The following is a 5,855-nucleotide window of genomic DNA, read 5'->3' as shown; positions in this document are numbered from 1 at the left end:
CCGCCGTCGTGTCCGGCCGCCGTCGTGTCCGGCCGCCGTCGTGTCCGGCCCCGGCCGGGACCGGCCGCCCTACACTGGCCCGCTGTGAACGAAACACTCGGGGACGCCGCACTCGTCCTCGTCTTCATCCTGCTGGGCGGGTTGTTCAACGTCGCCGAGATCTCGCTGATCTCGCTGCGCGAGGGCCAGATCCGGACGCTGGAGGCGCGCGGCACCCGGCGCTCGGCCCGGGCCGCGCACCTGGCCGCCGATCCGAACCGCTTCCTGGCCGCCGTCCAGGTCGGGGTGACCTGCATGGGCTTCCTGTCCGCCGCCTTCGGCGCGGACACCCTGGCCGGCAAGGTCGCCCCGTTGTTCGTCCGGGCCGGGCTCTCCCGGGGCGTGGCCGACGCGGTGGCGCTGGTCGGCCTCACCCTGGCGATCAGCTACGCCTCGCTGGTGCTGGGCGAGCTGACCCCCAAGCGGATCGGCTTGCAGCGCGCCGAGTCCATCGCGGTCATCGCGGCCCCGGTGGTGGATGTGATGTCGGTGGTGCTGCGTCCGGTGATCTGGCTGCTGGGCCACTCCACCAATCTGATGGTCAGACTGCTCGGCGGGGATCCGACCGCCGGCCGCGGCTCGATGAGCTCCGAGGAACTGCGTGGCCTGGTCGCCGCCAACACCGAACTGGGAAGCGACGAACGGGCGTTGATCGCCGATGTGTTCTCCGCCGGGGAGCGCCAGCTGCGCGAGGTGATGGTCCCGCGCACCGAGGTGACCTTCCTGGACGCCGAGCGCCCGCTGACCGCCGTCCGCCGGCAGGCCGACACCTCGCCGCACTCGCGCTACCCGGTGGTCGAGGGCAGCGCCGACGCGGTGGTCGGCTTCGTCCACGTCCGCGACCTGTACGGCGCCCGCGGCGAGCAGGCCGCCAAGGTCCGCGACCTGGCCCGCCCGGTCAAGCTGCTGCCCGGCACCAAGCTGGTGCTGGAGGCGATGGGCGAGATGCGCAGGGAGGGCCACCACCTGGCCATCGTGGTGGACGAGTACGGCGGCACCGCCGGGATCGTCACCCTGGAGGACCTGGTCGAGGAGGTGATCGGCGAGATCCGGGACGAGTACGACAGCCCGGAGGCCGCCCCCACCCGGCGGCTGGCCGGCGGCGGCATGGAACTGGACGGCCTGCTCAACCTCGGCGACTTCGCCGAGGAGACCGGCGTCACCCTGCCCGAGGGCCCGTACGAGACGGTGGCCGGCTGCCTGGTCGCCGCGCTCGGCCGGCTGCCCCGGGACGGCGACCAGGTGCACGTCCCGGTCGAGGGCGGCGGAGTGCTGCTGACGGTGGCCAAGGTCGAGGGCCGGCGGATCGCCCGGGTGGGGGTGAGTGCGGTCACACTGACCGAACCACCGGGGGCGGAGGTTTCCTGAGCGAGCCGTGGAACTGGAAGAATGGCCCGCATGGTCAACGCAGCGGTCACTGGTCCGGTCAAGGACCGTCCCCGGGTGCTCTCCGGCATCCAGCCCACCTCCGGCTCGTTCCACCTCGGCAACTACCTGGGTGCGGTGCGCCAGTGGGTCGACCTCCAGAAGGACAACGACGCCTTCTACATGGTGGTCGACCTGCACGCCATCACGGTGCCGCAGGACCCGGCGACGCTGCGCGAGAACACCCGGGTCTCCGCCGCCCAGCTGCTCGGTGCCGGCCTGGACCCGGAGAACTGCACGCTGTTCATCCAGTCGCACGTGCCCGAGCACGCGCAGCTCGCCTGGGTGATGAACTGCCTCACCGGGTTCGGCGAGGCCTCCCGGATGACCCAGTTCAAGGACAAGTCCTCCCGGTACGGCGCCGAGGGCACCACCGTCGGCCTGTTCACCTACCCGGTCCTGCAGATCGCGGACATCCTGCTCTACCAGGCGGACGCCGTCCCGGTCGGCGAGGACCAGCGCCAGCACGTGGAGATCACCCGCGACCTCGCCGAGCGCTTCAACACCCGCTACAGCCCGACCTTCACGGTCCCGAAGCCGTACATCCTCAAGGAGACGGCGAAGATCCAGGACCTCCAGGACCCGGGCGTGAAGATGAGCAAGTCGGCCTCCTCGCCCAAGGGTCTGGTGAGCCTGCTGGACGAGGCGAAGGTCAGCGCCAAGAAGTTCAAGAGCGCCGTCACCGACACCGGCACCGTCGTCTCCTACGACGAGCAGGAGAAGGCCGGCGTCTCCAACCTGCTGCGCATCCACTCCGCGCTCAGCGGCCAGACGATCGACCAGCTGGTCGCGCACTTCGAGGGCAAGATGTACGGCGCCCTGAAGACCGAGCTGGCCGAGCTGTTCACCGAGTGGGTGACGCCGTTCCAGGAGCGCACCCGCGGCTTCCTGGACGACCCGGCGGAGCTGGACCGGGTGCTGGCGATCGGTGCCGAGAAGGCCCGTGAGGTGGCGTCGGTGACGCTGGAGACGGTGTACGACCGGATCGGCTTCCTCCCGGCCGCCAAGCGGTGACTCCCCTCACGCACCTGCCCGGTGGTGGCGACCTCCCCGAGGTCGTCACCATCGGCGTGTCCGTGAGCGTCCCGGACCCGTACGGCAAGGCGGTCCAGGACGCCCGGGCCGGGCACGGCGATCCGCTGGCCCGGTCGATACCCACGCACGTCACCCTGCTGCCGCCGACCGAGGTGCCCGCCGAGGACCTGCCGAAGATCGAGGAGCACCTGGCGGCGGTGGCGGCCGCACACCGGCCGTTCCGGATGCTGCTGCGCGGCGGCGGGACCTTCCGCCCGGTCTCCCCGGTGGTGTACGTCCGGGTCGAGGAGGGCGCGCAGGAGTGCCGGCTGCTGGAGGCGGACATCCGCTCCGGCCCGCTGGCCCGCGAGCTGGCCTTCCCGTACCACCCGCACGTGACGGTGGCCCACGGCCTGCCGGACGACGTGCTGGACCAGGCGTACGAGCAGGCGCGCGGCTTCCGGGCGGCCTTCCCGGTGCCGGGCTTCGGCCTCTCCCGCTTCGACGCGGACGAGGTCTGGCGGCCCTGGCGGTCCTACTCCTTCGGCTGAGCCCAGGCCCGGCTCGCGGTCCGGCGCCCGGACCGGCGCCCGGACCGGCTCCCCGCCCGTTCCGCAGCCCGCCCGAGTTCGAGCATCCGGTCGACCACCCGGCGGGCCGCGCCGCCGTCGTCCAGCCCGCAGTGCTCGGCCCGGAAGCGCCGGTAGCGCTCCGCGTAGCCCGGCGGCAGTGCGCCGCCGCCGTCGGCGAGTTCGCGCAGCGCGCCGAGCAGCGCGGCCGAGGTCGGCACCAACGGGCCGGGGGCGTTCGGCTCGAAGTCGAAGTAGAAGCCGCGCAGGGTGTCGCGGTAGTGCTCCAGGTCGTAGGTGAAGAAGTACATCGGGCGGCCGGTGATGGCGAAGTCGAACATGATCGACGAGTAGTCCGTCACCAGGACGTCCGCGATCAGCAGCAGTTCCTGCGGGTCGGGGTAGTCCCCGCAGTCGTACAGGAACCCGTCGCCGGCGCCCGGCAGCGGCTCGCGCACGTGCGCGTGCGGACGGACCAGCAGCACGTGGTCCGCGCCGAGCAGGCGCCGGGCGTGGCCGAGGTCCAGCCGCAGGTCGAGCCGGAAGCCGTCGCCGTCGCCGCGCTGCTGGTCCTCGCGCCAGGTCGGCGCGTACAGCACGATCCGCCGGCCCTCGGGGACGCCGAGCCGGCGGCGGACGGACGCGACGGTGCGCGGGTCCGGGCGGGCGAGCACGTCGTTGCGCGGGTAGCCGGACTCCAGCAGCTCGCCGCGGTACCGGAAGGCGCGGCGCAGGACCGGGGTGGCGAACGGGCTGGGGGAGAGCAGCAGGCTCCACTGCGCGGTCTCCCGGTCGAGCGCCGCCAGGTAGCCGCGGTCGGCCAGCCAGGGGTTCTCGACGTCGTGGGCGATCCGCTTCAGCGGTGAGCCGTGCCAGGTCTGCACGACGACCTGGCCGGGGCGGCGCTCCAGGAAGTCCGGGAAGTGGGTGTTGCCGACCAGGTACCGGCAGGTGGCCAGCGCGCGGTACCACTCCGGGCTCCAGATCCGCACCGGGACGACCCCGGGCGGCACTTCGGCCTGGGCGTCGTCGACCACCCACAGGTGCGTCAACCCGGCTCCCCGGCGGGCCAGTTCGGCGTGCACCGCGCGCGGGGAGTCGGCGTAGCCGCGGCCGCCGAACACGTCGTACAGCACCGCCTCGCGCAGCGGCTCGCGGCGGGCGGCCGGGTAGTGCTCGGTGCGCTGGCGCCGCTGCGTCCAGGCGCTGCGCTCGGTGGCGGTGAGCACCGGGGTGGAGTCCACCAACAGGGTGTCGTGCCAACGGCGTTGCAGCAGGATCCGCTTGCCGCCGGCGGTGGTGGCGGCGGGCACGGCGGGCAGCGCGGCGGGTGCGGCGAGCAGCGGCCGGCCGTCCCCGGGGCGTCCGGCGGGCTCCAGCACGGCCTCCCAGAGGCCCTTGCGCAGTGGCAGCGCGGCGCCGTCCGAACCGGTGCGGGTGGCGGGCACCCGGGCCAGGAAGCGGCCGTCCGGGCCGGTGGCGAGCGGGGCGCGGACCTCGCCCGCGGTGCCGGAGTGCCGCAGCACCAGCTCCAGTCCGTCCGCGGCCGGGCAGTGGCCGGACAACTCGAAGCCGCCGTCCCGTACGGCGATCCGGTCGACCAGGCCGGCCGCGGGCTGGACGCAGAACTGGAGCCGGCCGTCGGCGAGGTGCTTGAGGTACAGCACCCGGTCCGGGGCGCCGGGCAGCGGGTGCTGGCCGGCCACCGGGCCGCCGCGCTCGTCCAGGCAGAGCGGTTCGGTGCCGCCGTCCGGACGCAGCAGTTCGGCGTCCCAGTGCTCCGGCGCGCCGCGGCCGCGCCCGTCGGCGGTGAACGGCCGGTACGGCAGCCGGACGGTGAAGGTGTTGCCGGTGCGGGCGAGCGGCTGCCCGGTCACCGCGTCGCTCTCCCGGTGGCGCAGCCGCAGCACGGTGCCGGAGGGGCAGGCGGCGGCGATCCCGCTCAGCTCCAGGCCGTCGGGGGCCGGGTCGGCCCGGGTGATCCGGACGGCCGGGCGTTCCAGGCGCAGCCGCAGCCGGCCGTCCGCGAAGTAGGGCTGGAGCCGGACCTCGGGGTCCACCCAGCGGGCCGGCGGGTACTCGCCGGAGCCGCACCAGTGCGGCGCGAGGGTGCCGTACTGGCGGCGCACCCGGGTGGGGCGCGGGCGGGTGAAGAGCGTGGCCTCGATCCGCCAGTCGCCGAGCAGCCAGTGGCCGCCGCGGCGCAGCCGGCCGGGGGCTATCAGCGCGGTGAAGCCGGACCAGTCGTGGTTGTGCTCGGGCTGCGCGCTGTCGTCGGTGACCTCGGGCAGCCGGCGGGGCCGGGAGCGCAGGTGCAGCGGCGGTTCGGCCCCGTCCTCGTGGCGCAGGGTCAGCCAGGTCCAGGCGGAGCCGGGCCGGCCGGTGTCCCGGCCGCGCGGGCGGGCGAAGCCGGTGAGCTCCAGACCGCGGCGCTGCCAGTGGGCGCGCAGCAGCCCGAAGTCGACGTCCCGGTCGCCGGCTCGGCGGCGGTCGGCCGTCGGAGGAGCGGCGTGCGGCAGGACCAGCCGGGTGAGCACGGGCATGGTGGTGGCAGTCCCTTCGGAGGGAAAGTCACATCCCAGCCGGAAACGGCGTCCGGGTCAATTGCACGCCTTTTCGAGATTCCCGGGGGAATTCATTTACGGGAACGCCGGTCCGGAAATGGTTCGGGCGTTCTGGCGGCTCCCGGCCCGGACGGTTCCGGAAAACGCGGAGGCGGCCCCCACCCCGGGTGGTGGGGGGCGCCCCGGGGCCCAACCCCCCCGTGGGGGGGAACCGGGGGCCCCCCCCGCCCCGCCCCCCCCCCCG

Annotated in this window: 4 protein-coding genes; 3 read left to right on the top strand and 1 reads right to left on the bottom strand. The window is 74.2% G+C overall.

Annotated features, from left to right (window positions below; all coding sequences use genetic code 11):
* Window positions 1-84 precede the first annotated feature (84 nt).
* Genes ACFRAR_RS36580 through ACFRAR_RS36570 form a run of 3 tightly spaced genes read left to right on the top strand, consistent with a single transcriptional unit; the run spans window position 85 to window position 3,029 of the window.
* Complete coding sequence (locus tag ACFRAR_RS36580; RefSeq protein WP_380704371.1) at window positions 85-1,407, top strand: hemolysin family protein; 1,323 nt, start codon at window positions 85-87, stop codon at window positions 1,405-1,407.
* A gap of 30 nt (window positions 1,408-1,437) precedes the next feature.
* Window positions 1,438-2,478 (top strand): tryptophan--tRNA ligase, encoded by a 1,041-nt coding sequence (trpS, locus tag ACFRAR_RS36575; RefSeq protein WP_380704369.1) that lies wholly within the window; start codon window positions 1,438-1,440, stop codon window positions 2,476-2,478.
* Complete coding sequence (locus ACFRAR_RS36570) at window positions 2,475-3,029, top strand: 2'-5' RNA ligase family protein (RefSeq protein WP_380704367.1); 555 nt, start codon at window positions 2,475-2,477, stop codon at window positions 3,027-3,029. The genes trpS and ACFRAR_RS36570 overlap by 4 nt, the downstream gene beginning before the upstream one ends.
* On the opposite strand, the gene ACFRAR_RS36565 is transcribed toward ACFRAR_RS36570, so the two are convergent.
* Window positions 3,014-5,590 (bottom strand): CDP-glycerol glycerophosphotransferase family protein, encoded by a 2,577-nt coding sequence (locus tag ACFRAR_RS36565; protein ID WP_380704365.1) that lies wholly within the window; start codon window positions 5,588-5,590, stop codon window positions 3,014-3,016. The two genes, ACFRAR_RS36570 and ACFRAR_RS36565, sit on opposite strands and share 16 nt — an antisense overlap.
* Window positions 5,591-5,855 lie beyond the last annotated feature (265 nt).

The sequence above is a fragment of the Kitasatospora sp. NPDC056651 genome (assembly GCF_042792155.1).
Taxonomy (GTDB): Bacteria; Actinomycetota; Actinomycetes; order Streptomycetales; family Streptomycetaceae; genus Kitasatospora.
Note: the sequence above shows the minus strand (reverse complement) of the source record. Positions and strands in the feature narration are given on the sequence as shown.

Bases quoted from the DNA above. Each gene is read 5' to 3' on its own strand.
- trpS (WP_380704369.1), top strand. From the start codon at position 1,438: ATGGTCAACGCAGCGGTCACTGGTCCGGTCAAGGACCGTCCCCGGGTG.
- ACFRAR_RS36565 (WP_380704365.1), bottom strand. From the start codon at position 5,590: ATGCCCGTGCTCACCCGGCTGGTCCTGCCGCACGCCGCTCCTCCGACG.